At 57.4% G+C, this 22718-nt stretch carries 16 protein-coding genes; 10 read left to right on the top strand and 6 right to left on the bottom strand.

Annotated elements, in window-relative coordinates; genetic code table 11:
* Positions 1-47: 47 nt before the first annotated feature.
* The 7 genes from G6Q29_RS04780 (at position 48) to G6Q29_RS04750 (ending at position 9017) form a co-directional block, all read left to right on the top strand.
* Positions 48-1142 (top strand): HlyD family secretion protein, encoded by a 1095-nt coding sequence (locus G6Q29_RS04780; RefSeq protein ID WP_165464744.1) that lies wholly within the window; start codon positions 48-50, stop codon positions 1140-1142.
* Positions 1139-2710: a DHA2 family efflux MFS transporter permease subunit gene (locus G6Q29_RS04775; RefSeq protein WP_165464743.1), complete on the top strand. Its 1572-nt coding sequence runs from the start codon at positions 1139-1141 to the stop codon at positions 2708-2710. Before G6Q29_RS04780 ends, G6Q29_RS04775 begins: the two co-directional genes overlap by 4 nt.
* Complete coding sequence (locus G6Q29_RS04770; RefSeq protein WP_165464742.1) at positions 2710-4233, top strand: efflux transporter outer membrane subunit; 1524 nt, start codon at positions 2710-2712, stop codon at positions 4231-4233. The genes G6Q29_RS04775 and G6Q29_RS04770 overlap by 1 nt, the downstream gene beginning before the upstream one ends.
* 102 nt (positions 4234-4335) lie before the next feature.
* Positions 4336-5376, top strand: coding sequence for an aldo/keto reductase (locus tag G6Q29_RS04765; protein ID WP_165464741.1), 1041 nt, complete (start codon positions 4336-4338; stop codon positions 5374-5376).
* A gap of 159 nt (positions 5377-5535) precedes the next feature.
* Positions 5536-6912 carry a glycoside hydrolase family 1 protein gene (locus tag G6Q29_RS04760; protein ID WP_165464740.1) on the top strand — a complete coding sequence of 459 codons (1377 nt, stop codon included), beginning with the start codon at positions 5536-5538 and terminating at the stop codon, positions 6910-6912.
* A 51-nt stretch (positions 6913-6963) separates the two neighbouring features.
* A complete protein-coding gene (locus G6Q29_RS04755) occupies positions 6964-8286 on the top strand; it encodes a PTS sugar transporter subunit IIC (protein WP_165464739.1) in 1323 nt (440 codons plus the stop codon).
* Between the two features lie 14 nt (positions 8287-8300).
* Positions 8301-9017: a GntR family transcriptional regulator gene (locus G6Q29_RS04750; protein WP_165464738.1), complete on the top strand. Its 717-nt coding sequence runs from the start codon at positions 8301-8303 to the stop codon at positions 9015-9017.
* Between the two features lie 41 nt (positions 9018-9058).
* On the opposite strand, the gene ldtB is transcribed toward G6Q29_RS04750, so the two are convergent.
* Positions 9059-9979 (bottom strand): L,D-transpeptidase, encoded by a 921-nt coding sequence (ldtB, locus tag G6Q29_RS04745; protein WP_006809490.1) that lies wholly within the window; start codon positions 9977-9979, stop codon positions 9059-9061.
* Between the two features lie 222 nt (positions 9980-10201).
* Here ldtB and G6Q29_RS04740 point away from each other — a divergent pair, with 222 nt between their 5' ends.
* A complete protein-coding gene (locus G6Q29_RS04740; protein ID WP_041910703.1) occupies positions 10202-11797 on the top strand; it encodes an ABC-F family ATPase in 1596 nt (531 codons plus the stop codon).
* 154 nt (positions 11798-11951) lie between these two features.
* Complete coding sequence (locus G6Q29_RS04735; RefSeq protein WP_165464737.1) at positions 11952-12806, top strand: DUF4019 domain-containing protein; 855 nt, start codon at positions 11952-11954, stop codon at positions 12804-12806.
* Positions 12807-12852: 46 nt separating this feature from the next.
* On the opposite strand, the gene G6Q29_RS04730 is transcribed toward G6Q29_RS04735, so the two are convergent.
* Positions 12853-15216: a glycoside hydrolase family 31 protein gene (locus tag G6Q29_RS04730; protein ID WP_165464736.1), complete on the bottom strand. Its 2364-nt coding sequence runs from the start codon at positions 15214-15216 to the stop codon at positions 12853-12855.
* A 17-nt stretch (positions 15217-15233) separates the two neighbouring features.
* Positions 15234-16535: an MFS transporter gene (locus G6Q29_RS04725; RefSeq protein WP_165464735.1), complete on the bottom strand. Its 1302-nt coding sequence runs from the start codon at positions 16533-16535 to the stop codon at positions 15234-15236.
* Positions 16536-16824: 289 nt separating this feature from the next.
* On the opposite strand from G6Q29_RS04725, the gene G6Q29_RS04720 reads away from it, so the two are divergent.
* A complete protein-coding gene (locus G6Q29_RS04720) occupies positions 16825-17898 on the top strand; it encodes a LacI family DNA-binding transcriptional regulator (RefSeq protein WP_165464734.1) in 1074 nt (357 codons plus the stop codon).
* Here G6Q29_RS04720 and G6Q29_RS04715 read toward each other — a convergent pair.
* The 3 genes from G6Q29_RS04715 to G6Q29_RS04705 form a co-directional block, all read right to left on the bottom strand.
* Complete coding sequence (locus G6Q29_RS04715; RefSeq protein WP_165464733.1) at positions 17895-19151, bottom strand: DUF1479 domain-containing protein; 1257 nt, start codon at positions 19149-19151, stop codon at positions 17895-17897. The two genes, G6Q29_RS04720 and G6Q29_RS04715, sit on opposite strands and share 4 nt — an antisense overlap.
* A 149-nt stretch (positions 19152-19300) precedes the next feature.
* Positions 19301-20116 carry a Cof-type HAD-IIB family hydrolase gene (locus G6Q29_RS04710; RefSeq protein WP_165464732.1) on the bottom strand — a complete coding sequence of 272 codons (816 nt, stop codon included), beginning with the start codon at positions 20114-20116 and terminating at the stop codon, positions 19301-19303.
* Between the two features lie 166 nt (positions 20117-20282).
* Positions 20283-22715, bottom strand: coding sequence for a formate C-acetyltransferase/glycerol dehydratase family glycyl radical enzyme (locus tag G6Q29_RS04705; RefSeq protein WP_165464731.1), 2433 nt, complete (start codon positions 22713-22715; stop codon positions 20283-20285).
* Positions 22716-22718: the final 3 nt, after the last annotated feature.

Below are 22718 nucleotides of genomic sequence, written 5' to 3'. Positions count from 1 at the left end.
GAACGGCATAGTGTGATGCCGCTCACTGACAGGACCGTTGCTGAACTATGGCAGAAGATCAAAACCCACCTGCTGACGAGCAGGATAAAAACAATAACGAGCGCAAGCGCCCGGGCAAAAAACCGTTAATTATTCTGGGCATTGTGGTCATCGTGATGGTGATCGTGGCGCTGGTCTGGTGGTTTTTAACCCGTAACGAAGAGACCACCGACGACGCCTTTACCGACGGCGACGTGGTGACAATTGCCCCAAAAACGGCAGGTTACGTTACCGAACTTCGCGTGCGGGATAACCAGCGCGTGAAAAAAGGGGATGTGCTGGTGGTGATTGACCCTCGCGATACCACCGCCCAGCGCGATCAGGCCCAGGCCCAGCTTGGGCTGGCAGTTGCGCAGTTGCATCAGGCGCAGGCGCAGCTGGCGCTCTCGAAGGTGCAATATCCCGCCCAGCGTGATGAAGCCAAAGCCCAGGTACTGAAAGCCCAGGCGGATATGGCCAACGCGCAGGCGGAGTACCGCCGTCAGCGCGGCGTTGACCCGCGCGCGACCACGCAACAAAGTATCGATGCCGCGAACGCCCAACTGCGGAGCGCCCAGGCGGGTCAGGCCAGCGCGCAGGCGCAGCTGGAAGTGGCGGAGCAGGTTCAGCTGCAAATTCGCCAGCAGGAGACCAACGTTGAAGCCCGAGAACGCCAGGTCGACCAGGCCAGAGCGCAGCTGGAAACCGCCAACCTGAACCTCTCGTATACTGAAGTCCGCGCCCCGTTCGACGGTTTTGTCACCAAACGCAACGTACAGCCCGGTACGCTGGTGCAGGCAGGTACGGCCCTGTTCTCGCTGGTTTCCCCGAACGTATGGGTGGTGGCGAACTTCAAGGAGTCACAGCTTGAGCGCATGAAGCCGGGCGACAAAGTGACCGTGTCCGTCGATGCCTGGCCGGATATGGAGCTTGAAGGGCATATCGACAGTATCCAGCAGGGAAGCGGCTCGCGCTTCTCCGCCTTCCCGTCGGAAAACGCTACCGGTAACTTTGTGAAGATCGTTCAGCGCGTGCCGGTGAAAATCGTCATTGATAAAGGGCTGGATCCGAACAAGCCGCTGCCGCTGGGGCTCTCGGTTGAACCTAAGGTCACCGTGGAATGACGGATCACAGCCACGATAACTGGAAGCCCGCCAGTAACCCGTGGGCGGTGGCGATTGTGGTCACCCTGGCGGTGTTTATGGAAATTCTGGACACCACCATCGTCAACGTGGCGCTGCCGCACGTCGCGGGCTCGCTCTCGGCCAGCTATGACGAATCCACCTGGGTGCTTACCAGTTACCTTGTCGCAAACGGCATCGTGCTGCCGATTTCGGCCTTTCTGAGCCGCCTGTTTGGCCGCAAGCAGTTTTTCCTGATCTGCATTGTGATGTTCACCATCTGTTCGTTCCTGTGCGGCATCGCTACCGAGCTATGGCAAATCATCCTGTTCCGGGTGATGCAGGGCTTCTTTGGCGGCGGCTTGCAGCCTACCCAGCAGTCGGTGCTACTTGACTACTTCAAGCCGGAGGACAGGGGCAAAGCCTTTGGCCTTTCGTCCATTGCCATTATCGTCGCACCGGTACTCGGCCCCACGCTGGGCGGCTGGATCACCGATAACTACTCCTGGCGCTGGGTGTTCTTTATCAATATTCCGGTAGGGATTGTGACGGTACTGGCCATCTATCAGCTGCTGGAAGATCCGCCGTGGGAGAAAAAGTCAGAAGAGAAACTCACCGTCGACTGGACGGGGATCGGCCTGATCGCCCTCGGCCTTGGCTGTTTGCAGGTGATGCTCGACCGGGGGGAAGATGATGACTGGTTCTATTCGAACTTTATCCGCACCTTCGCGGTACTGACGCTGGTCGGCATTATCGGCGCGATCTACTGGCTGATGTATGCCAGAAAGCCGGTGGTGGATCTGCACTGCATGAAGGATCGGAACTTTGCGATCTCCAGCCTGCTGATGGCGGGGATGGCCATGATCCTGTACGGCAGTTCGGTAGTTATTCCGCAGCTGGCGCAGCAGGATTTAGGCTATACCGCCACCTGGTCCGGCCTGGTGCTCTCGCCCGGGGCGGTGCTGATTGTGGTGACTATCCCGCTGGTGCTGAAGCTGATGCCGGTGGTGCAGACGCGCTGGATCATCGCCTTTGGCTTTACCTGCCTGGCGGTGTCGTTCTTCTGGTCCCGCACGCTGACGCCGGATATCGACTTCGAAACGCTGGTGCTGTTCCGCAGCGCCCAGTCGATTGGGCTGGGGTTCCTGTTTGTGCCGCTCACCACCATCGCCTTTATCTCGATCCCGAGGCGGCTCAACGCGGATGCGGCGGCGCTGTTTACCATGTTCCGCAACGTGGCGGGCTCGATTGGCATTTCCCTCTCGACGGCGGCCATTACCGAACGCTCGCAGGCGCATAGCGCGCATCTGGCTTATCACGCTTCGCCGTTTAACGAGCAGTTCCAGCTGGCGATACGCGAAAGCGCCCAGGCTATTCAGAACTTCACCACTCAGGTAGGCGATCCGACCGGTATTGCCACCGGGCGGATGTACCAGACGATGATCGAGCAGTCGCGCTTTCTGGCCTACATCGACGTCTTCACCATTCTGAGCGCGGTGGCCCTATTACTGATTCCGTTTTGTTTGTTGCTCTCGCCGGTTAAGAGCGAGGGGAGTGCAGGAGCACACTGATGATACACAGACGTTTACACCCCCTGATGATAATGATGCTGCTGGTGGGCTGTGCCGTCGGGCCAGACTACCAACAGCCTGCACCGCCTGCCACCACGCACTGGAACGATAAGGGCGACAGCGCGGTGAAATCGCAAACTTCTGCCGCCGCCACTAACCCGCGCTGGTGGAAAACCTTCGGCTCGCCGCAGCTTGACAGCCTGATTGAACGCGCCATCGCCGGGAATCTCACGCTACAGCAGACGGTATTACGCATTGCTGGCGCGCGCGAACAGATTAACCAGGCCGGCGGGGCGTTTTTCCCGTCGGTGAATGGCAATGTGCAGGCGACGCGCCAGCAGCTTGGGCTGGAAGGGGAGCTGAAATCCCACGGCGTGTATGACCAGTTGAATAATGTCGATCCTGAATTGCGGGGCGCGTTAGGCCCGCTGACGCAGCCGATTAACCTCTATCAGGGCAGCTTTGACGCCCAATGGGAAATCGATCTTTGGGGCAAGGTGCGCCGTCAGGTAGAAGCGGCCGAGGCGCAGCAGCGGGCGGCGATCGAGCAGCGTAACGATGCGCTGGTCTCGCTGGAAGCCGAAGTGGCGCGGGCGTGGCTACAGCTGCGCGGGGCACAGAGCATCATTGCCACGCTTAATACCCAGATTGAAAGCGCGCAGCAGACGCTGGATCTGACCGAAAGCCGCCAGCGGGGCGGGCTGTCACCGCAGATGGACGTGGAAAATGCCCGGGCGCAGCTGGGCAATCTTGAAGCCCAGCTGCCGCAGTATCTGGCGCAGGAACGCCAGGCGATGAACGGGCTGGCGATCCTGCTCGGCAAACCGCCGGGGGCGCTGGACGCCGAGCTGCAATCGGCGCAGCCGATGCCCGCGCTGCCGGATATCGTGCAGACCGGCATTCCGTCGACTCTGGCCCGCCGCCGTCCGGACGTGCGCGAAGCGGAGGCGAATCTCCATGCCGCCACGGCGCAAATCGGCGTCTCGGTGGCGGAGCTGTTTCCGAGCTTCACCCTCTCCGGACAGTTTGGCCTGCGCAACAGCGAATCCAACTGGCTGACCGACTGGAGCAGCCATTTCTACAGCTTCGGTCCGCAGGTCTCTATCCCGATTTTCCAGGGCGGTCGGCTGGTCTCCAGCGTCAAGGTGGCGCGCGCGCAGCAGGGGGCGGCGGTGCTGGAGTATCGCCAGACGGTGCTTACCGCGCTCGGCGACGTTGAAAACGCGCTGGTGAGCTACCGCACCGACCAACAGCGTGAGGCGGGCCTGGCGAAAACCATCGACGCGCTGCAAAACGCCTTTGATTTAGCCAGCGATAGCTATCGGCAGGGGATCGCCAGCTTTATCGACGTGCTCGACGCCCAGCGTCAGCTCGCTCAGGCCGAACAGCAGCGGGCGCAGGCGCAGGTGCAGAGCGCCCTTGACCTGGTGGCGCTCTACAAAGCCCTCGGTGGCGGTTGGGAGCCATATCAGCAGGTACAGTTGCCAGACTACAGCGTCTTTGGCGACGCCCCGCGCGGATAGATTCAGAGGATTGGGCAAGAAACGGACAGGAACGCCACATTCGCGATGGCTGGGGGGCGGGTATAACTAACAAACACCCAATCGACATGCGAGGAAAGCGTTATGCGTTATCAAAAACTGGGCAATACCGGACTGTTTGTTTCTGAACTCTGCCTCGGCACCATGACCTTCGGCGGTGAAGACGGCATGTGGGGCAAAATTGGTCAGCTTCAGCAAAACGAGGCCGAGCAGTTGGTTGGCCGCGCGCTGGATGCCGGGATCAACTTTATCGACACCGCCGACGTCTACTCGGAAGGGCGTTCGGAGGAGATCACCGGGCAGGCGCTGAAGAACCTGAAAATTCCGCGCGAAAACGTGGTCGTTGCCACCAAGGTGTTCGGTGAAACCGGCACTGCGGGGGTGAACTCGCGCGGCAGTTCGCGCTATCACATCATTAGCGGCGTGAAGGAGAGCCTTCGTCGCTTGCAGCTGGATCATATCGATCTCTATCAGCTGCACGGTTTCGACCCCGCGACCCCCATCGAGGAGACGCTTTACGCGCTGGATAACCTTGTGCAGCACGGTCACGTGCGCTATATCGGCGTCTCGAACTGGGCGGCATGGCAGATTGCCAAAGCGCTCGGCATCTCTGAGCGTCTGGGGCTGGCGCGTTTTGCCTCATTGCAGGCCTACTACACCATCGCCGGGCGCGACCTTGAGCGCGAACTGGTGCCGATGATGCAGAGCGAAGGCGTCGGGTTGATGGTATGGAGCCCGCTGGCGGGGGGTCTGCTGAGCGGAAAATACGATCGCGACGGGCAGAGCGCGGCCGGTAGTCGTCGCCTGGCGTTCGACTTCCCGCCGGTGAATAAAGATCGCGCCTTCGACTGCGTGGACGTGATGCGTACCATCGCCGAAAGTAAAGGCGTTTCCGTGGCGCAAATCGCGCTGGCGTGGCTGCTGCACCAGAAAGCGGTGACCAGCGTCATTATTGGCGCGAAACGCGTTGAACAGCTGGACGACAATATCGCCGCGACCGGGATCCGCTTAAGCGAAGACGAGCTTAAACAGCTGGACGCCGTCAGCGCGCTGCCGCGTGAATATCCGGGCTGGATGCTGGAGCGGCAGGGGGAATATCGTCGCAACCAGTTAGTGCAGCAGTAACCTTCCTTCCCCGGTGACGCTTCGCTCACCGGGGCGATGTTCGCGCGTTTTTTCCCTATCCGCTTCACAAAAAACGATCCTTCTCTTTGCCTGCTTTTTCATCTTTAGCTATATGACTAGTCATGAAATATTAAATGACTAGTCATAGAGGGAGAGAGCATGAATACATCGCTGCCAGCCAATTTTTTATGGGGCAACTCGGTCTCGAGCATGCAGACGGAAGGGGCATGGAACGAGGGTGGGAAGGGCATGTCGGTCTACGACATTCGTGAAGCCGGTGAAAATATCTCCGACTGGAAAGTGGCCACCGACTCCTATCACCGCTACAGGGAAGATTTCGACCTGATGCAGGATCTGGGCATGAACTGCTACCGCTTTCAGATCTCATGGAGCCGCGTTTGCCCGCAGGGCAATGGCGCGTTCAACGACGAGGGTATCGCCTTTTACGACCGCTTTATTGACGATCTTATCGCGCGCGGCATTGAGCCGATGATCTGCCTTTATCACTTCGATATGCCGCTGGCGCTGGCGCAGGAGTATAACGGCTTCAATGACCGCCGCGTGATGGAGGCCTTTATCCGCTACGGGAAGAAGATGATCGACTGCTTTGGCGACCGGGTGAAGTACTGGCTGACCTTCAACGAGCAGAACATTTTCCATATGCCGGAAGCCTTCCGTATTTCCGGTTATATGAAAGGGGAGCAAACCCTTCGCGAGCTCTATGAGCTTCAGCACCATACGATGGTGGCGCATATGTCGCTGACCGAGTATCTGCACCAGACCAAACCGGGCAAACTGATGGGCGGCATGCTGGCGCATCAGCTGATTTATCCAGCTACCTGTAAACCGCGCGATATCTTCTGTGCCCAGCAGTACGACGAATTCCTCAACCAAAACCTGCTGCGCGTCTTTGCAGGCCAGGGCTATAGCCCGGCGGTGATGGCGGTGGTGGAGCAGGAAGGCTTTGGCGATATTTACCGCGCTGAGGACCTGGCGCTGTTTGCCCGTACAAAGAACGACTATATGGCCTTCAGCTACTACGCCAGCAAAACGCTGGACAGCGATGCCATCCCGGAAGGTACGCCGGTCAACTATTACCTGCTGCATGGCGAAAAAAACAACCCGTACCTGAAGGCCACGGAGTGGAACTGGCAGATCGATCCGCTGGGCTTTCGCACCATTATCACCCGCTATGCCAACGACTGGCGGATGCCGGTCTTCCCGATTGAAAACGGCATAGGCGTGATTGAGTCCTGGGACGGCGTGAATCCGATCGAGGACACTTACCGCATCGATTACCACCGGGCGCATATCGAAGCCATGAAGGACGCGATGTTCGAGGACGGGGCGCAGGTGCTCGGCTACCTTGGCTGGGGGTTAATCGACATTCTCAGCTCGCAGGGCGACATGCGTAAGCGCTACGGCGTGGTCTACGTCAACCGTGAAAACCACGACCTCAAAGACCTCAAGCGCGTGCCGAAGAAGAGCTACGCGTGGTTAAAACAGGTTATCCATACTAACGGACGCGAGATGTAAGCCGTACGCTGCCGGGCCGTTTTTGTGACTGATTGATGGGATCTATCCGCTATGTCTGAAACAAAAATAACACCGCATATGCAGTCTTTTGTCGACAGATTTGTTGAGTTTTCAGCGCGCCTGGCAAACCAGGTGCATCTTCGCTCTCTGCGCGATGCCTTCGCCACGGTGATGCCGATTTTCATCCTCGCCGGTCTGGCGGTGCTGGTGAATAACGTTGTGTTTCCATGGGTGCTGGAAGGCGACACGCTTGTGCAGTTTAAGGTATGGGGCGAGGCGATCATCAACGGCACGCTGAACATCGCCGCGCTGCTGCTGGCGCCGATGATCGCCTGGGCGCTGGCGCGCAACAAAGATTTCGACAATCCGGTCTCGGCATTGGTTATCGCCGTCAGCAGTTTCATCATCATGATGCCGATGCGCTTACAAATTACGCCCGTCGGCAGCGACTCCGCGGTGAGCGTCACTCAGGTGCTGACGTTCGCGAATATCGGCTCAACCGGAATTTTCGCCGGGGTGCTGATTGGGCTGCTTTCAACCGAGCTGTTTATCGCCATTTCGCGACTCAAGGTGCTGCACATTTCGCTCGGGGAAAACGTACCGCCAGCGGTGAGCAAATCTTTTACCGCGCTGATCCCGACGATACTCACGCTCTCCCTGTTCGCCGTGCTGGCGGCCATACTGGCAAACGTGCTGCACACGGATCTGATCCACCTCATTACCACCTTTATCCAGCAGCCGCTACGGCTGATCAACACCAGCCTGCCGGGGACGATCTTCATCTACAGCTTCGGTAACTTCCTCTTCACCCTCGGTATTCATCAGTCTGTGGTCAATAGCGTGGTGCTGGAGCCGTTTCTGCTGATCAACACCAACGAGAACATGCTGGCCTTCGCCAACGGCCAGCCAATCCCGCATATCATCAATAACATCTTCGTGCCGACGTTTGGTATGGTGGGCGGCACGGGCAGCACCATTTCGCTGCTGATCGCCATTTTTATCTTCTCCCGACAAAAGTCGGCGAAGCAGGTGGCGCGTCTGTCGCTGGCGCCCGGTTTATTCAACATCAACGAGCCGGTCATTTTTGGCCTGCCGATCGTGTTTAACCTGCCGCTGATGATCCCCTTTGTGCTGCTGCCGGCGATTGGCATTTACTTTGCCTGGCTCTGCACCACGCTGGGGTTAATGTCGCGCTGCGTGGTAATGATCCCGTGGACCACGCCGCCAATCCTGAGCGCCTGGCTGGCAACGGCGGGAGACTGGCGGGCGGTGGTAGTGCAGTTGGCAATCATCGTATTTGGTGTATTCTTCTACCTGCCTTTCCTCAAAGTTGCCGAGCGAGTGGCCTTGAAAAACAGCGAGAGAGAAAACTAATTTAAGGAAGCAGGATGGCGGCGAAGTACATCACCATAGCGCGGGAAATTAAGAAACGCATTATCAGCCAGCAGTACGCCGCCAATGAACCGCTGCCGGACCAGTTTGCGCTGGCGGCGGAGTTTAGCACCAGCCGGATGACCATCCAGCAGGCGATGCGCCAGCTGATTGTCGAAGGTCTGGTCTATACCCGTCAGGGGCAGGGCACCTTTATCCGCAAAAACTTCCTTCAGCTTTCGCAGTGGGATCTTTCCGGCAGCGACTACTTCGGGGCAACCAAAACCTGGGAACATTTAGGCACGGTGACGAGCCAGGTGGTGCATTTCGAACTGCGTTTCCCGAACGAGAAAGAGCAGGCATCGCTGATGATTAACGCCGATGCGCCGATCTATGACTTTATTCGCCTGCGTTTATTAAACGGTGAACCGATGTCGCTGGATTCAACGGTCATGCCGATGAACCTGGTGCCCGGCCTGACCAAAAGCCATCTTGACGGTTCGGTGTTTCAGTATGTTCAGGAGACGCTGGGGCTGAAAATTATGGGGTCGTACCGGGTGGTGCGGGCGCTAAAACCCAACGCGCTGGACAGGGAACATCTTGTCTGTGAGCAGACCGATCCCGTGCTGGAAGTGGAGCAAGTGATTTATCTGGAGGATGGCACACCGCTGGAGTATGCCCACTGCCACTATCGCTACGATCACGGCGGGATTGTGATCGTGAATAACGGGTAAAAAAAAGCGGGCATCGAAGCCCGCTTTTTTAATGCTCGTTGTTAGTTCAAACGCACCGGCATACCGGAACGGTTCTGAATTGCCTGGTCAACGATGGCCGTCTCAACATCTGCCTGAGAGGTAACGGACTGCACCGCGCTGGTCAGCGTAATCGGTACGATTTCGTTGTTGTTGATCTGGTCTTCGCTGGTGGAAAGCGGGTTGTGCACTTCAATGTAACGGCTGCCGTCCGGCTCTGAGGTTGCTTTCACCGGTTCGTTAATGAATTGAACGCGCGTACCGACCGGCACGTTATCGAACAGGAATTTGATGTCTTCATTACGCAGACGTACACAGCCGTGGCTGACGCGCAGGCCGATACCGAAGTTGGCGTTAGTACCGTGGATCGCATACAGACGACCAATGTACAGCGCGTAAAGACCCATCGGGTTATCCGGGCCGGCAGGCACAACGGCCGGCAGCGGCTCGCCAGCAGCAATGTACTCCGCGTGCATTTTGGCGGTCGGCGTCCAGGTTGGACCCGCTTTCTTACGCTCCACTTTAGTGGTCCAGTTCAGCGGGGTGTCTTTACCCAGCTGACCGATACCGATAGGCAGCACGATCACCGTGTTGGTGCCTTTCGGGTAGTAATACAGACGCATTTCGGCGCTGTTAATCACGATGCCTTCGTGCACCGTATCCGGCAGGATCAGCTGCTGTGGAATGTTGAGTACGGTACCCGCTTTTGGCAGATACGGGTCAACGCCCGGGTTCGCTTCCAGCATGTTAGACAGGCCGAGCTGATATTGCGCAGCGAAGTATTCCAGTGGCTGAGTGTTACCTTCCGGCACCGTCACCACCTGGTTTTCACCCACCAGACGGCTTCCGTCTGTCGGCAGGGGATACGTCACCGCAGACGCGGTCTTACAAAAACCTACTACGGCTAACGCCGCCGCAAAAAGCGTTGTTAATTTCATGTTCATGTTATGCGAGGTATCTAAGCCATTCTGGCGATGAGTTGAGAAGTCTGAATCTGTAATGGGAGCGCATTATATGTGCATTCCCGTTAACTGGGAATTCAGATGTGTACGAAATCACATTTTTTTCGATTTTGTTAAAGTTTAGCGGATTACCGCAACACGGGATCTGAATTCGGAATTGTGGCATAATGCCGTGTTTATCACACTTTTCGCAGGAATCTCTCCGTGTTAGTTACCAGCAACGTCACTATGCAGTTTGGCAGTAAGCCGCTGTTCGAAAACATTTCCGTCAAATTTGGCGGCGGCAACCGTTACGGCCTGATTGGTGCCAACGGTAGCGGAAAATCCACCTTCATGAAGATCCTCGGCGGTGACCTGGAGCCAACGCTCGGCAACGTGTCGCTCGATCCGAACGAGCGCATCGGTAAGCTGCGCCAGGACCAGTTTGCCTTCGAGGAGTTTACCGTTCTCGACACCGTGATCATGGGGCACGCGGAACTGTGGGAAGTGAAGCAGGAGCGCGATCGTATCTACGGTCTCGCTGAAATGAGCGAAGAAGACGGTTACAAAGTGGCCGACCTGGAAACGCAATACGGCGAAATGGACGGCTACTCTGCGGAAGCGCGTGCGGGCGAACTGCTGCTGGGCGTCGGTATTCCGGTTGAACAGCATTACGGCCCGATGAGTGAAGTCGCGCCAGGCTGGAAGCTGCGTGTGCTGCTGGCACAGGCGCTGTTCTCTAACCCGGACATCCTGCTGCTCGACGAACCCACCAACAACCTGGACATCGACACCATCCGCTGGCTGGAGCAGACGCTGAACGACCGCGACAGCACCATGATCATTATCTCGCACGATCGTCACTTCCTGAACATGGTATGTACCCACATGGCGGATCTGGACTACGGCGAGCTGCGCGTGTATCCGGGTAACTACGACGAGTACATGACGGCGGCCACCCAGGCGCGTGAACGTCTGCTTGCCGACAACGCCAAGAAGAAAGCGCAGATTGCGGACCTGCAATCCTTCGTCAGCCGCTTCAGCGCCAACGCTTCTAAGTCCCGTCAGGCGACGTCCCGTGCCCGTCAGATCGACAAAATCAAGCTGGAAGAAGTCAAAGCCTCCAGCCGTCAGAACCCGTTCATCCGCTTCGAGCAGGACAAGAAGCTGTTCCGTAACGCGCTGGAAGTGGAAGCCCTTACCAAAGGCTTCGATGAAGGTCCGTTGTTCAAAAACTTCAACCTGCTGCTGGAAGTGGGCGAGAAGATTGCCATCCTGGGCGCCAACGGCGTGGGTAAATCTACTCTGCTGAAAACCCTGGTAGGCGAACTGCAACCGGATAACGGCACCGTGAAGTGGTCTGAAAACGCGCAGATTGGTTACTACGCGCAGGACCATGAATATGAGTTCGAAAACGACCTGACCGTCTTCGACTGGATGAGCCAGTGGAAGCAGGAAGGTGACGACGAGCAGGCGGTACGCAGCATTCTGGGGCGTCTGCTGTTCAGCCAGGACGACATCAAAAAGCCTGCAAAAGTGCTTTCCGGTGGTGAGAAGGGCCGCATGCTCTTCGGCAAGCTGATGATGGAAAAACCGAATATTCTGGTGATGGACGAACCGACCAACCACCTGGATATGGAATCGATTGAATCGTTGAACATGGCGCTGGAGATGTATCAGGGCACCCTGATTTTTGTCTCTCACGACCGTGAGTTCGTCAGCTCGCTGGCGACCCGCGTGATCGAAATTACGCCAGAGCGCGTGGTGGACTTCACCGGTAACTACGAAGATTACCTGCGCAGCAAAGGTATCGACGGATAGTTTCCCGCCTTCTTTCACGTTACGGATATGCTGGCTGCTACCGTAACGTGAACCACTCATATTGTTTTAATCTGAAATATTCGCTTTATAGGTGAACTGTAACCGTAACATCGGCTACGATGCGCTCTGTTTAATTTAACATGGACAGGGAAGTATGATTCAGACAGGAACCATCTCTTTAGCTAATCTTAAAGCCCGGTTATTAAACCTGAATGCCAACAATGAATATCCTTTTATTCTGCGGGAAGAGGGTAGTGATATCGTCGCGTCGTGGAATATCGTTGATGCGAAGTGGAAGGCAATTTTTGGCAAAGCGGGGTTGAAGAAACAGTACGAACTACGACTGTTCTTTGATGAAAGCAAAAAACAGGTTCGCTATCGCGAGAAGTCAACAGATGTGGAATGGGATGCCAGCCTCGGCGCTTTCAAATTCAGCAAATCTGTACACGTAGGTAAGAAACTTGAATTCTCAGCGGGCGGCGCCTTGGGCGTCAAAGAAGATGGCAGTATTGACAAAATTTATGGCTATAAATTTGTCTCTACAGAAATAATCGATCCCATCTTTGATATTGTCCGCAATGCCGGTTGGCAGGTAAAGGGCATTCTGGCAGACAAGAAAAAAAGAAAGTTTGTTATCGCGGGCGTAATTGGTGCGATATTAATCGCCGTAGTGGGCATCGGTTCAGTCCTCTTCGTTTCAATGGGCGGGGTAAAAGATGCGGCCCGCGCGGAAGTAGATCTGCTGCGCAATGGGCAATATGCGGAAGCCTGGCGGGCAAGCTCTTATGCTATTCAAAGGGAAATGACGCAAGAGGAATTTATTGAGGCGACGAAGTCCGTTAACTTCCCTGAAATTGAAGACTACTCGTTCAACAGTATTAACGTAACGAACGGGGTAGGCACCCTGTCGGGTAAAGTCACGTTCAAAAATGGGGCGCCGGGGGTTATCACCGTCACCATGTACAAAGAAAATGAACAGTGGAAGCTGGCTGGCGTATCCGTAGATTAAAGCGGCTCCGGTTTTCTTTCTGCTGAAAGAAAACCGGTTTAACGGACTAGATTACCCATTCAGATCTTTCAACGCCGTTCACCCGCAACGTACGTTTTTCTCCAGCCGGTAACGACACCTTCAGCGCCTTCCACGCCGGACGATAGTCACCGCGCGCATTCACCTTCAGGTTGATGGTTGATCCATCACAAACTATTTCCCATTCTACCCACAGCGCGTTGCCGTTCAGGTAGCCCCAGCTTTCACCGTCGTCCTCAAACAGCAGTCCGGAGGTGGTGCCGACGCCTTTCACCGGGAACAGCTTCAGCTCGCGGGTATCGTCTTTATCGGCGCTCACGTGACGGATGCGCTCGCTGAGCGGCAAACCCGCCCCGGCGCGCACCAGCAGCGGCAGCTTTTCCAGCGGCGCGTCGAGGACGATCGACTGGCCTCCCGCATACCATGCGTGGGTGTAAAAATCGTACCAGCCGGTTTCGTTGTCCGGGAGCCAGACGCGGCGTTCTCGCTGCCCGGCTTCGACGACGCTTGCCACCAGCAGGTCGCGGCCCAGCAGAAAGTCGTCGCACTCTTCAAACGTCTGAACATCGTGCTCGTGATCGAGGAAGGTTGGGCGCAGCATCGGCTCGTCGTCGGCATGCGCCTGCCAGAGCAGGGTGTAGAGATACGGCAGCAGACGGTAGCGCAGCTCAATCGCACCGCGGATAGCGGGGGTGACGCCCGGGTACATCCATGGCTCGTTAACCGTGTGGTCATCGTTCCACGAGTGAATAGTAAAGCGCGGATGCATCACGCCGTTTTGTACCCAGCGCACAAACAGCTCGGCGTCGGGTTTATCCCCGGAGAAACCGCCGACGTCGTGGCCGACGTTGAATAGCCCGGAGAGGCTCATGCCCAGCCCCATGCGGATGTTATAGCGCAGGGTATCCCAGTTAGTGCGGTTATCGCCGCTCCAGGTCTGAACGTAGCGCTGCATCCCGGCACAGCCGGAGCGGGAGATCAGATACGGACGCTTCTCGGGGGCAAAGCGCTGCTGCGCTTCCAGCGAGGCGCGCATCATCAGCAGCGGCATAACCGGGCGAATGTGCTTGATGGCGATCTCCTTGCCGAAACCATAGCAGCGCGCTTCCCCGTCCCACACTTCGTACTCGTTGTTGTCGTTCCAGGTGGAGTCGATGCCCATCTCCAGCAGCTGCGTGGTGACGCCGTTCTGCCACCACTGCACCGTCTGCGGGTTGGTGAAGTCGAGGTGCGAGCCTTCATCATCCCAGAAGCTTGAACGTTCAGGCGCATCGGTTTCTGAATCACGAATGAACAGGCCGCGTTCCGCCACTTCGCTGTAGCGGGGATGATCCTGCAACAGGCACGGCTTGATGTTAGCCGCAAGCTTCAGCCCCGCATCGTGGAATGCCTGGCTCATCACCTTCGGCTGCGGCACCTTATCGTAGTTCCAGTTGAAGACGTAGCGCTTGCCGTTAATCGAGGTATAGCCGGAGGAGAGCTGGAACGAGTCGCACGGAATGGCATGCTCGTCGCACAGGCGGATGAAGTTCATCAGCTGGTTCTGGGCGTCCGGCGCGTCGGTGTAGTGCATGGTCGAGCCGCTGTAGCCCAGGCTCCATTTCGGCCCGAACAGCGTTTTTCCCGTCAGGCGAACGAAGGCTTTGGTGACGTCCAGCGCGCGCTTGCCGGTAAAGATGTAGTAGTCGATGTTGCCCGCTTCCGCCTGCCAGCGGCGATAGGCGGTGTGATAATTGTCGATCTCGTTACCCAGATCCAGCCAGCAGCTGCTCAGGTTGTCGTAGAACAGGCCGTAGCTCACGTCATCGCGGCGGGTGAGGGTGAACGGGATGTGCTTGTACAGCGGATCGGTGCTGGCGGCGTTGTAGCCCATCGCGTCCAGGTTACGCATCTCATAGCGTTTGCCGTTGCGCTGTAATTCGCCCGCTTTCTCACCCAGACCGTAAAAACGCTCGTCCTTACGGCGGCTGAGATAGTGCGCCACGCCGTCACCGTGCGCGTTCAGCAGGTAGGCGCTGGTCGGGCGGTCATTGACCAGCGGCTGCCACTCGCCTGACTCACTGCGATAGTGCCACTCCAGCCACAGCGGCTGGTGGACGGTCACTCGCAACTGTTCAGTCGCGACGGTTAACGTGTCGCCCTGTTGCGTGAGCGTCCATGCGGGGCAGGAGAAGCCGCTGACATCGTCACGACGGCGACCTTCCCACGGCACGTCTTGTTCCGGGGCGATGCTCCAGGTACGGTCCAGGGCCAGCTCGCCTTTGCGTTTGATCAGCACGCGGAAAAGGTTCTCTTCCAGCACATACAGGCACAGGCGGTGCTGGTTATCCACCAGCAGTTCCAGATGGTTTGCCGACTGCGTATCAACGGTCCAGTTTTTCAGGGTTTTCATATGTAATACATCCACTATCAGGCGCGCCTGGCGCGACGTTCAGCAATAAATGCCACAAGGAAAACAGCGCCAAGCAGGTCAAAGAAGCCCATGGCGATAAAAAGCGGGTTAAAGCCGATTTTGTCGGCGGTCACCCCGATTAACAGCGAGAACAGGAAGCTGGCGATCCACGCTGCCGAGCCGCGCATGCCGTTGACGGTTGCCATCTGGCCTTTGTCGAACGACTCCACGACCAGCGCGCTGAGCATGCAGGAGATGATCTGGTGCCCAAAGCCGCCGATGGAGATCAGCACGATGGTGATATACGGGTCGCGGGTCACGGCTACGATGGCCAGAGAAATCATCAGGAATGCGCCGGTGACGGAGCTTGCTACGACCGAGTTAACGCGGGAACAGCCGAACAGGCGGGTGTACAGCCGTGTCAGATAACCGCTCGCCACGCTGCCGAGGTCGGCGGCGAGGAACGGCAGCCAGGCAAACATCGCGATCTGCTTCAGATCCATGCCGTGCTCTTTGGCGAGGTAGAGCGGCACCCAGAAGCTCAGCACCGCCCAGGCCGGCTCCGCCATAAAGGCCGGGATGGCGATACCGTAGAAACGTTTGTTTTTCGAGACGGTTTTCAGCGCGGTCAGAAAGGGCAGTTTGACCGCAGGCGGTTCGTTATCCTGCTTGATAAACGTCAGCTCATCGCGGCTCAGGTTCGGATGCTGTTCCGGGTTGTAATAAAAGGCCCACCACAGGATCACCCACAGCAGCGCCAGCACGCCGGTAAACATAAACGCGCCTTGCCAGCCGAACGAGGCGTGAGCAAAGTAGATGATAGGCGGGGCCAGCATTGCGCCGACCGAGAAGCCGACGCCCGCCCAGCCGGCGGCAACAGGACGCTCTGATTTCGGAAACCATTCGCCGATGGTTTTGGCGTTCGCGGGGGTTGCGGCGGCCTCAGAGGCACCCATAAAGAAGCGCAGGATAGCGAGGTGCAGCCAGCTTCCGGCCCCAGCGTGGAAGATACACATCAGCGCCCAGATCCCGGCGCACACCATAAAGCCAATCTTCAGGCCGACAACGTCAATCAGCCAGCCGCACAGGGGCTGAAAAAGGGTGTAGGCAATCTGGAATGCCCCGACGATCCAGGAGTATTGCTCGGTGGTGATCCCGAGGCTTTCTTTCAGTTCGGGGGCGAGGATCCCTAATGAATTTCGGGTGATGTAGTTAACGGTCACGCCCAGTAAAAACAGGACCAGAACGTACCAGCGCAGGTTCTTTATTACGCGGCGGCTTTTGCTTGCCGCAAGGGGTGTATTGATGTCCTGACTCATTTTGATCTCCACAAGACGGACGGCAGGTTAGAGAAAGTAAGTTGTCACACACATTTTTATATTTTGCTGAATGGTAACGGTTTTATGTATTAAACCTGTTATACCAATTTAGTGGGTTTTGTGTGATAACTAGACAGTAGGGGAGAAAGCGGCTGGACAACAGGGGATTTTATGCAAAACTTTTCATAGTTATTTGTGATTGATCGTTCGTGGCCTGTGAAGCTAAGTCATTGAGCATTGGCGACGATATGAAAAATTTTTCATTACATAATCGGAGCCAGATCACAAAATGGACAAAAGGCTAAAAATCACTCAAATTGCTGAACGCACGCAGCTGTCGATCAGCACCGTTTCGCGCGTGCTGGCGGGCAAAGCCAACACCAGCGAACGTGCACGGGCGAAAGTGCTCGCCTGCGCGCGCGAGCTGGGCGTGATGGACGGTCTGGCAGCGGGCCGCCTGCTACTGAATAGTCTGGTGATTTTTGCCCCCCAGCGAGCGTTCGACGAGCGGTCCGATATCTTTTACTACCGCGTGATCCAGAGCATCAGCAAAGGGCTGTCTTCGCACGAGGTGCGTCTGCGCTACTGCGCGCTGGAAGAAAACGACGGCGACGCCCAGTTATTTCTGACGCGCATGAACGAGCCGGACACCCAGGCGGCGATCCTGCTGGGTATCGACGATCCGCACATTCACGATCTGGCGGTCGACGTGGCTAAGCCGTGCATGCTTATCAACTGCCGTGACCGGCATATGCGTCTGCCTGCCGTCGCGCCGGATCACCGAGCGATTGGCGAAAGAGCGGCGGAGTACCTGTTCGAGATGGGGCATCGTGAAGTGATGACCGTGCTCTGTCTGCGGCGCTATACCATGGAGCTGCGTCTGTCGGGGATCCGTGATGCGTGGCGCACGCATAATCTCAGCTTCGATGACAAACGCGATCTGCTGGAGGTACAAAGTTTCAGTGCCAAAGAGAGCGCGCGCGCGGTCAGCGAATGGCTCGGGCAGCGGCAGGGAAAAGAGTTGCCCACGGCGTTTCTGGTGGGCGGCGATTTTATGGCGGCGGGCGCCATCAGTGCGCTGCAAAGTCATGGGCTGCGGGTTCCGCAGGATGTCTCGGTGATGAGCATCGACGGCTTTAATCTGGCGGCGATTCAGGACGTGCCGTTAACCGCGGTCCACGTCCCGCGCGATGAGCTGGGCGTGGAGGCGGTGCACATGCTTCAGCAGCGGTTGATGCGCCCGGACGCCGCGGTCGGCACGCTATTGCTCAACGGTACGCTGACGGTAAGGGAGTCGGTACGGCGGATACGTCAGGGCAAGCGACGCACCGCCGTCGAGCGGGAAGGGTTGTACGACGATTAATCTATGCCCAGCGCACGCTTGCCGTGGATGTTGAGATCGTTCACGGTAAAGCGGTCCTGCCAGGTTTTTTCGTAATCCTCGCGCGGGAAGTCTCCTGGCGACGCGCCGGTTTCCAGCGCTTCCTTCACCTTTTTCGCGTAGGCGAGGTTTTTCTCGCACATCGGCGCGGCAGGAATGTACATCACGTTGCCCCAGCCCTGCTGATTGTCCACCGGTGCGACGGAGTGGATCACATCGCAATGCCACCACACGGAATCGCCCGCTTCGAGTGCCGGAATGCTGGTCAGCGCCTCGATAAGCAGCGGGTGCCACTTCTCGGAAACCGGCAGCACGCGCCCCGGCGCCACGCCGCACAGCTCGTCCTCCGGCACGTCGTCCAGCAGCGGACGCAGCAGAATGTAGGCCATCGCTTCCGGGATGGGCACTACGTGCAGCAGCCCCTGGCCGGGGATCATGTCCGACAGTGCCGTCCAGCCCTGGAAGGTGCGGAACACCGAGCATTTAGTGGTGTTATCCACGGTATACTCTTCCACTTCGGTACGGTGCGCGGCGTTCCACGGATCGTACTTCTCAACGTTGCCGTCAAACACGCGGGCAAACACCTGCTGATAGGCAGGCAGCAGCCAGCGCTCCAGCGCGCCGGAGTCGGTATGAGCCCCCAGCCCTTTAGAGGTGGTGCCCGGCGGGCGGCGGCGAATACGGTCCGGGTAAATCACGCTTACGTCCGGGTCGAACCACTGCTTGCCGTTGCTCTCGAATGTCCATAAACGGTTCAGGAACGACTGGACCTGCGCCATCTCTTCACTCTGGCGCGCCTGCATTTGCGCCTGCGACCAGTAGATCGGATAAATCTCCGGACGAGAGGCCGTTAAGGTGCCGAAGAAGTTATCGCCCGGCCCTTTATACACCTCGTCAAACTTATTGAGATCGAGATAGTCAAGCATCGACTGATCCCAGGCCAGCGCCTGTTCGCGCGGGAAGTGACCTTTTATCACCGCGCAGCCACGACGCTTAACCGCCTCGCGCTGTTCAGCGGTGATTGTGCCGTTTTTCACATCGGCGAACGGGATCGCCGGCCAGACGGATTGGCCTTTATTCTTAAGGGCGTTGATCTCGGCCACGCGGGTGGCGATTTTATCGCTGAGCTTGTTGAACACCGACTGCACGTCACCGATCTGGGCGCGTAACTCACGTTTTAACTGGCGGATTGCCGCTTTATGATCCGCTGGCAAGGTTTCACTGGTAAAGGTCATAACTGCCTCGCATCTTTCATTCGAAAGTAAAAGTGTCTACAAGCGATACTTTAAGTTAAAAAAAAGTTAATGCAAGTTTAAAAGCTTGACGTAAGCCACAGGACAGAAAAAGAGTGAGAGGCCGGAGCGAGGCTCCGGCGAGGAAGGCGTTAAATGTCGAACGGGGAATGTGCGTCGAGCACGGCCTGAATCACGTTCAACGCGCCCTGGTGGTTATTATCGTCGGTAGTGTAACGGCTGATCTCTTTAATGCTTTCCGCTGCGTTACCCATCGCAAAAGAGTATTTCACCAGCTTCAGCATCTCCGCGTCATTGCCGCTGTCGCCAATTGCCACGCACTGCTGCGGGGAGTGTTCCCAGCGCTTGAGCAAGCGGCTGATGCCGTTGGCTTTATGCAGGCCGGGGATAATCAAATCGACAAAACCGAAGCCGCTGGTGACCGGTTTCATAATGCCGTCGAGAGAGACATGCAGCGCGTCGATCAGATTCGGGATATCGCTGTCGGGCAGGTTCAGGGAGAACTTGAACAGCACATCGTCAATCTCGTGATAATCGCTGACGCGCTTTAAGCGATGGTAGTGCTTAGACATCAGCGCCACAAATTCGTCCGGGGCTTTATCGCTGACGTAGGCGCTCTCCAGCCCGCAGGCCACGAAGTTCAGCGCTTTGTCTTTCAGCAGCTCGCCAATGACGATCTGCGACTCATGGCGCGTCAGCTCGCCGTGAAAAATCTGCTCCCCGTGATCGAACACCAGCGCGCCATTTTCCGCCACGAAGGAGATCCGATCTTTTAGCTCCGGGAAGAAGGAGATGAGCTGATAATACTGGTTGCCGCTGGCGACAACGAATTCAATGCCGCGGGCGTTAAGCTGCTCAAACTGTGCCTGGAAGCGGTCACGATCGTACTGCTTGGCATCATCAAGGAAAGTTCCGTCCATATCGGTGACGATAACTTTTACGGTCATACTGTGCTCCTGGGTCACTGCGTTTTGAAACATTCTAATAACAAGGTGACGGGGAGCACAAATTTAATTTCGAATGAAAGTCAGAAAGCCGGGTGGCGGCTTCGCCTTACCCGGCCTACGGGGAGATAATGTAGGCCCGGTAAGCGTAGCGCCACCGGGCGTTTTTTTACAGCGTATGCTCAGTACGGGCAATAATATCGTCCTGCGCGTCCGGCGACAGGGCGGTGAAGAACGCCGAGTAGCCCGCCACGCGTACCACTAAATCGCGGTACTGATCAGGGTGCTTCTTCGCTTCCAGCAGCGTTTCGCGCGACACGATGTTGTACTGAATATGCCAGCCTTTATGCACCTCGAAGAAGGTGCGCAGCAGCACCATTAGCTTCTGGCGATCGCTGTCGTTTTCCAGCGTCGACGGGTTCAGCTTCTGGTTTAGCAGCACGCCACCGAGAATCGCCTCCGTCGGCAGTTTACCCACCGAGCCGATGACTGCCGTCGGGCCGAGGTGGTCTGTACCGGAAGCCGGGCTGGCCCCTTCCGCCAGCGGGGTGTGCGCCTTACGTCCGTCCGGGGTCGCCATCGTTGCCGCGCCAAACGGCACGTTTGCGGAAATAGAGGAGGTACCCGCGTAGTAGTTACCGCCAATCGGACCACGGCCATAGCGCGGGTTGTGATACTGCTTCAGCTCTTCAATGTAGGTCTGGTAAGCACGCGTCAGCAGCATGTCCACGCTGTCGTCGTCGTTACCGTACTTCGGCGCGCCGTTTATAAGACGCTGACGCAGCTGCTCGTGGGTCAGCCCCTCGAAGTCATCCGCCAGCGCCGCCGCCAGCTGTTGCTGACCGATAACGCCCTGCTCAAACACCAGCTTCTTCACCGCTGCCAGGCTGTTGCCGAGGTTGGCGATCCCCACCTGTAGCCCGGAGACCCAGTCATACTTCGCGCCGCCCTGCTTGATGCTTTTCGCGCGTTCGATGCAGTCATCCACCAGCGCCGAGCAGAGAATATCGTGGACATTCTCTTCCAGCATGGTGTCCACCACGTACTCGATCTCAATGGATTTGCGGGTGTAGTAGCGGATCTGGTTATCCCACGCCGCCATCACCTCGTTGAAATTGTCAAAGTTACCGGCAGAAAGCGCTTTCTCCTGCGGCAGGAATACCTGGCCGCTGGTGGCGTCGCGACCGCCTTCCAGCGCCGCCAGCATTACGCGGGCGAAGTTGATAAAGCTCATGCCGGTGCAGCGGTAGCCCCATTTGCCGCCCACGGCGGTTTCGATGCAGCCAATCGCCGCGTAGTCATAGGCGTCATCACGTTCAACGCCGAGTTTGATGAATTCCGGGATAACGATTTCATCGTTGTTAAACGCCGGCATCCCGAAGCCGCAGCGGATCACCTGCACGCAGGCGTCGAGGAAGTCGTTGCTCATGCCCGCGTGGTAGCGCACGCTCAGGTTCGGCTGGGTGGAGCGCAGGCGACCACAGGATTCCAGAATTGCGTAGGAGAGCGGGTTCACCGCGTCCATCGGCTCACCGTTGACCAGCTTCTGGCCGCCGATGGTCACGTTCTGGTACAGCGGGCTGCCGGCAGAGGCTTTAGAGTGCGAGCCGGAGCGGATTTTGTTCACCTCCAGCAGCTTCAGCCAGCAGCTGTGCAGCAATTCGATGGCGTGCTCGCGGTCCAGGCTCTGGTCCAGCTCCACGTCGCGGCGGTAGTACGGGTAAAGGTACTGGTCCATACGGGCGAAGGAAACGGAGTGACCGTTAGACTCAATTTGCAGGATCAGCTGAATGAAGTAGCACAGCTGGAGCGCCTGCCAGAAGGTTTTTGGCGGTTCGTTGGCGATGACGTCGCAGTTTTCCGCCATCGCCAGCAGCTCGTCGCGGCGGCTGTCGCGGGTTTCGCTGGCGGCCATCTCACGCGCCAGTTCGGCGAAGCGCTTGATATGCAGGCTGACGGCTTCCAGCACGATATCAATGGCTTTCAGGAACTGATCGCCGTGCAGATCTTCCAGTACCGTCAGGTTGATGCGCGAGCGGCGCTCGGCCACTTTCGCGCGCAGGCCGTCGAGCCCTTTTTCCAGCACCAGCGGGAAATTCACCGCCAGGTGCGCGTCGCCGGAGGTCATGTTGCCTTCCGCTTTGATAATGCCGGTTTCCAGCAGGCCTTTCTGCTCGTCGGTAAACATACCGTAGCAGCGATCCTGTACCGTCTGGCCGCGCCACCACGGGCAGATCTCATGCAGAACGCGCTTATTCTCTTCGCTCACCGCGAAGCCCGCACCCGGACGGTCAGCCAGATCGTCAATCTCTTTTTCAATCCAGGAGACGGTGTATTCCGGGAAGATCGGCGCGGCACGCACTTCGCTTGCCTGGTTGCCGATTATCAGCTCGTCGTGCTTGATCCAGATGGTGCGTTTTGCCAGGTGATGCGCCAGCGCCAGGGCGCGACGCACCGGGATCGGCTTGTCCATATGCTGCTGATACATTTCGGTGTAATGCTGCGCGCGTTCGGTACAGACCGGCGGCTTAACGATATGCACCAGAGCGGTTTTGTGCGCCTTGATGCGCTCGCTGAGGGTATTGAGATTCAGGGTGGTCATAAG

Origin of the sequence: Enterobacter cloacae (assembly GCF_011078175.1) — a bacterium.
Classification (GTDB): Bacteria; Pseudomonadota; Gammaproteobacteria; order Enterobacterales; family Enterobacteriaceae; genus Enterobacter; species Enterobacter cloacae_Q.
Note: the sequence above shows the minus strand (reverse complement) of the source record. Positions and strands in the feature narration are given on the sequence as shown.